Here is a 4,295-nt window from a genome sequence, read left to right on the forward strand (position 1 = left end):
CCGGACCGCTGCCCGCCCGCCGACTGGCCGAGTGACGCCGACGACGCCGTACGCCGCGCGTCGCACGCTGCTCGTTACAACACGGCGTCAGCATTGGAGAGTTGCCATGTCCGACACCGGCACCGCCACCACCTCCGCCGCCACCACCCCCACCGGACTGCACGTCACCAGCCTCGCCGATCGGCCCGACCTGGAGCCGGCGATGCTCTCGATGGAGTCGTCCTGGCCGGCGTACATCCGTCCGGACCCGGTCCTGGTCGACTGGGCGTTCGAGCGGCACGCTCAGCACCAGCTCGTGGTGCTCGGCGACGGGACGGGAGGGAACGAAGTCGTCGCCCGGGCCGCCAGCGTGCCCTTCGCCTGGGACGGCGATCCGGGCGGCCTGCCCGACACCGGCTGGGACGAGGCCCTGCGCCGGTGCATGACCGACACCTACGCCGGCGGCGAACTCAGCACCCTGTGCGCGCTGGAGATCGCCGTGATCCCGGGCAGGCGGTCGCAGAACCTGTCCGGACGAACCCTCCGGGCGCTCGCCGACCACGGCCGGCGCTCGGGGTTCCGCGACATCGTGGTCCCGGTACGGCCGAGCCTCAAGCACGACCAGCCGCAGCTGCCGATGGACGACTACGTCGCGCTCACGCGTCCGGACGGACTGCCTCATGACCCCTGGCTGCGCGTACACGTGCGAGCGGGCGGCCAGTTGCTGAAGGTCTGCCCGGCATCGATGACGATCTCCGGCAGCCTGGCCCAGTGGCGCGGGTGGACCGGCCTCCCGTTCGACGTCAGCGGGACCGTGGAGGTCCCCGGCGCCCTGGCTCCGGTCGTGGTGAGCGTCGAACGCGACTACGCCGTCTACGTCGAACCCAACGTCTGGGTCCGGCACCGGCTCTCCGCTGACACCGCACAGCCCTGATCCCGAACCGATCGGGCAAGCCAGCCCACTTGACGACCGACTACAGAGGAGCACTCCTGATGACCAGCGAAGTCGCGACGGACCTGGCCGAGAAGATGCGCCTGCGGGCAGCGCTGATCGAGCGGATCGGCGGATACATGACCGCTCACGCCATAGGCGTGGTAGCCGAACTGGGGATCGCCGATCTGATCAAGGACGGGGTGCGTGGCAGCGAGGAACTGGCGGCCGAGAGCGGGACTCACGAACCGTCACTGCGGCGCCTGCTGCGCATGCTGGGGGCGGTCGGGATCACCACGGAGCCCGAGCCCGGCCACTTCGCGCTGACCGACGTGGGAGCCCAGCTGCGCTCCGACTCTCCCGACTCGCTGCGCGCCTTCTCACGGATGTTCTGCCACCCCATCTTCTTCAGCGCGTGGCAGGGCCTCGAGCACGCCGTCACAACAGGTGAGCGCGCCTTCGACCACGTATACGGCAAGGACTTCTACCACCACATCGCCGCTCACGAGGACGTCAGTGCGCTGTTCAACGTGGCGATGAGCGAGGAGTCGAGGATCGCGGCCGCGCAGCTCACAGCCGCGTACGACTTCTCCGACGCCGGCACGGTCGTGGACCTCGGTGGCGGCGACGGCACCCTGCTGACCGCGATCCTGACCAGCCATCCCCGACTGCGCGGGATCGTCTTCGACAGTCCGAGCGGCGTGGCCGAGGCACCCGCCGTCCTGGAGAACGCGGGTATCGCGGACCGCTGTGAGGCGCGGGCGGGCGACTTCTTCCAGGACATCCCCACCGACGGCGACCTCTACATCGTCAAGAGCGTCTTCCAGGACTGGAACGACGAGGACTCCCTGGCGCTGCTCCGCTCCTGCCGGGCACAGATGCCCGACTCCGCCACCCTGCTGATCGTCGGCTCGGTACTGCCCGAGACGGCGGCCACGGACCAGCCGATCCCGTTCTTCACCGACTTGAACATGCTCGTCATCGCTGGCGGGCGGGAGCGGTCCGAGAGCGAGTTCCGGGCGATGCTCGAGGACACGGGCTTCACCGTGCGCTCCGTGAAGCTCAGCGCGGCCGGACCGCTGTCCATCATCCGGGCCACGCCCGCACCGGCCTGATGGGCGCGTCAGACCTCCCGGCGCTCCCCGGCTTCGGCGCGGAGCTGTTCCGGGGACGGCTCCGGACCGACCTCCTCGCGCTGCCGCCCGGCGACCCGAGACGGCTGGACGACGCGGCCGAGGAGTTCCTCGCCCGGCTGCGTGAATTCTGCGAGAACGAGGTCGACGGCGCTCTGATCGAACGTGCGGACCGGATCCCCGACCACGTGATCGAGGGTCTCAAGGACCTCGGGGCGTTCTGCGTCAAGATCCCCCGGGAGTACGGCGGACTCGGCCTGTCCGGTGTCTGCTACCACCGGGCCCTGATGATCGTCAGCACCGTCCACTCCGCGCTCGGTGAGCTGCTCGCGGCCCACCAGGCCATCGGTCTGCCACAGCCGGTCGCGCTGTTCGGAACGGCGGAGCAGAAACGCGAGTTCCTGCCGCGGTGCGTGCGGGAGATCTCCGCGTTCACCCTCACCGAGGCCGACATCGGCAACGACCCGTACCGGATGCGTACCACCGCGGTCCCCGACCGGGCGGCGGGAACCTACACGCTCGACGGCGTGAAGCTGTGGGCGACCAACGGCGTCATCGCCGACCTGCTCGTGGTGATGGCTCTCGTGCCCGCCTCGGACAACGGCTCAGGAGGGATGACCGCGTTCGTGGTCGAGGCCGGGGCCGCGGGCGTGACGGTGGAACACCGCAGCTCCTTCCTCGGCCTGCGCGGTCTGGAGAACGGGGTCATCCGGCTGGACGGGGTCGTGATCCCCGCCCGTCACCGGATCGGGGAGGAGGGCGCGGGTCTGGAGATCGCCCTCGCAGCGCAGGACACCGGGCGGCTCTCGCTGCCCGCCGTCTGCGCCGCCGCGGCCAAGTGGAGTCTGAAGATCGCCCGCGAGTGGGCCGGAGCCCGGGTGCAGTGGGGGCGGCCGATCGGCGAACACGACGCGGTCGCGGGAAAGCTGGCGTTCATCGCGGCGACCGCGTTCGCGCTGGAGGCGGTGGTCGAAGTCTCCGGACACCACGCGGACCTGGGACGCGACACCCGACTGGACGCCGAACTGGCGAAGTTGTTCGCCTCGGAGAAGGCATGGCTGGTCGCGGACGAGCTCGTCCAGCTCCGCGGCGGCCGCGGCTATGAGACCGCGGAGTCGGCGGTGGCGCGGGGAGAGCGCGGCGTTCCGGTCGAGCAACTCCTGCGCGACCTGCGCATCGGGCGGATCTTCGACGGCTCCAGCGAGGTGCTGCGGGTCTTCCTCGCCCAGGCCGTGATCGAGGGCCGGCCGTCGGCGGGCCACTTGACGGCCGTGGCGGACAGCGGTGATCCGGTGTCCGCCGGTGCCGGCTGGGCGGATCCGCTCGCCGGTCACCTGCGCTTCGTCGACCATGCCGCCCGCAGGCTGGCCCGGCTGATCGGCGAGGCCGCGGAGCGCCCGGGCTTCGAGGACGAGCAGCGCCACCTGGGCCGGATCGTCGACATCGGCGCCGAGCTGTACGCGATGAGCGCGAGCTGCGTGTACGCCGTGGCCCGGTCCGGCCACGGCGACGCGACGACCGAACTCGCCGACGTCTTCTGCGCGCAGGCCAGGCGCCGGGTCGAGGACCTCTTCGCGTGGATGTCGCTCAACACCGACGACCACGACCGGGCAGTGGCACGACGGCTGCTCGAGGACCGCTACGCGTGGCTCGAGGAGGGCATCATCGACCCCTCCGTCGACGGCCCCTGGGTCGCTGAGCCGAAGCCGGGGCCGGCGACCGGCCCGAACCTGCGCCGTACCGTCCCGGCGGGCACGCCGGAGTGCTGAACCCGGCCTACGAGGAAGGAAGTCCGATGGACGACGACGTCACCACTCTCATCAAGTCCGCGCAGCAGCGGATGTCCCAGCAGCCGGCGGGCAACCCGTTCCTCGACCTGCTCGATGCCGGCCAGGTACCCCGAGCGCAACTCGGCTGGATGGCAGGCGAGTTGTACCGTCTCGTGCGCAGTGACCGGCGCAGTTTCGCCCTGCTCGCGTCCCGCTTCCCGTCCCCTCCCGCAGGCGACCTGTTCCTCGCGATGGCCGGCGGGGAGGGAGAGGCGCTGCGTCTGCTCCTGGACTTCGCCGCCGCACTCGGCCTGGACGAGCAGCAGTTGAGGGACTATGAGCCGAGGCCGCTCGCTCAGGCGTACCCGGCCTACCTGACGCAGGCCGCGCTCATCGGTACGCGCAGCGACATCGCCCTCGCCCTGCTCGCGAACGTGGAGGAGTCGGGGGGCCACTACACCCGCGCCGCCGACGGGCTGGCGT

Annotated in this window: 3 protein-coding genes and 1 pseudogene; all 4 read left to right on the forward strand. The window is 71.0% G+C overall.

Translation table 11 applies throughout. From position 1 onward, the window contains the following. The first annotated feature begins 106 nt into the window (after positions 1-106). Positions 107-913: an N-acetyltransferase gene (locus ACRDP3_RS22835; protein ID WP_431518873.1), complete on the forward strand. Its 807-nt coding sequence runs from the start codon at positions 107-109 to the stop codon at positions 911-913. A gap of 59 nt (positions 914-972) precedes the next feature. Beyond that, complete coding sequence (locus ACRDP3_RS22840; protein WP_431518874.1) at positions 973-2,025, forward strand: methyltransferase; 1,053 nt, start codon at positions 973-975, stop codon at positions 2,023-2,025. Continuing rightward, positions 2,025-3,812, forward strand: coding sequence for an acyl-CoA dehydrogenase family protein (locus ACRDP3_RS22845; RefSeq protein WP_431518875.1), 1,788 nt, complete (start codon positions 2,025-2,027; stop codon positions 3,810-3,812). The genes ACRDP3_RS22840 and ACRDP3_RS22845 overlap by 1 nt, the downstream gene beginning before the upstream one ends. 26 nt (positions 3,813-3,838) lie before the next feature. Then, a pseudogene (locus tag ACRDP3_RS22850) lies at positions 3,839-4,295 on the forward strand (hypothetical protein); the annotation flags it as partial.

Source organism: Streptomyces sp. (assembly GCF_050698815.1).
Classification (GTDB): Bacteria; Actinomycetota; Actinomycetes; order Streptomycetales; family Streptomycetaceae; genus Streptomyces.

Bases quoted from the DNA above. Each gene is read 5' to 3' on its own strand.
- ACRDP3_RS22835 (WP_431518873.1), top strand. From the start codon at position 107: ATGTCCGACACCGGCACCGCCACCACCTCCGCCGCCACCACCCCCACC.
- ACRDP3_RS22845 (WP_431518875.1), top strand. From the start codon at position 2,025: ATGGGCGCGTCAGACCTCCCGGCGCTCCCCGGCTTCGGCGCGGAGCTG.
- ACRDP3_RS22840 (WP_431518874.1), top strand. From the start codon at position 973: ATGACCAGCGAAGTCGCGACGGACCTGGCCGAGAAGATGCGCCTGCGG.